Genomic DNA, 378 nt, shown 5'->3' with positions numbered 1-378 from the left:
TCGTCCGCGTCCAGCACGCCGCCGGTGATCGTCTTGTTGAGCAGGGGCTGGGCCGTGCCGATGATCGAGCCGAGCTGGCTCACGAACTCATGCGACACGCTGAAGGCGTAGCCGCTGGGCAGCAGCGCGGCCTTCAAGGTGTCAGTGGAGGCATTGATGGAGCCGGAGAGAAGCTTCTCCATGCCCTTCGGATAGCTGGTGTTCGACATTGGAAGCTCCTGCGAAGTGAATTCCCGCAGTCTTCCAATGCCGCCCTTTCAAGGCCAACCCTGCAAGGGGCAAGTGCTATCGCGTCTCCGCTGCCATCTCCCGCATCTGCTGACGCAGCGCCTTGGGCGAGTTGTCCGCAATGCGGTCTGTCCGGTCCTTACCCATCTC

General features: G+C 62.2%; 1 pseudogene. It reads right to left on the bottom strand.

From position 1 onward, the window contains the following. Positions 1-209, bottom strand: a pseudogene (locus L995_RS10355) (hypothetical protein); the annotation flags it as partial. Between the last annotated feature and the right edge of the window lie 169 nt (positions 210-378).

This window comes from Delftia sp. ZNC0008, assembly GCF_000799035.1.
Classification (GTDB): Bacteria; Pseudomonadota; Gammaproteobacteria; order Burkholderiales; family Burkholderiaceae_C; genus Comamonas; species Comamonas tsuruhatensis.
Note: the sequence above shows the minus strand (reverse complement) of the source record. Positions and strands in the feature narration are given on the sequence as shown.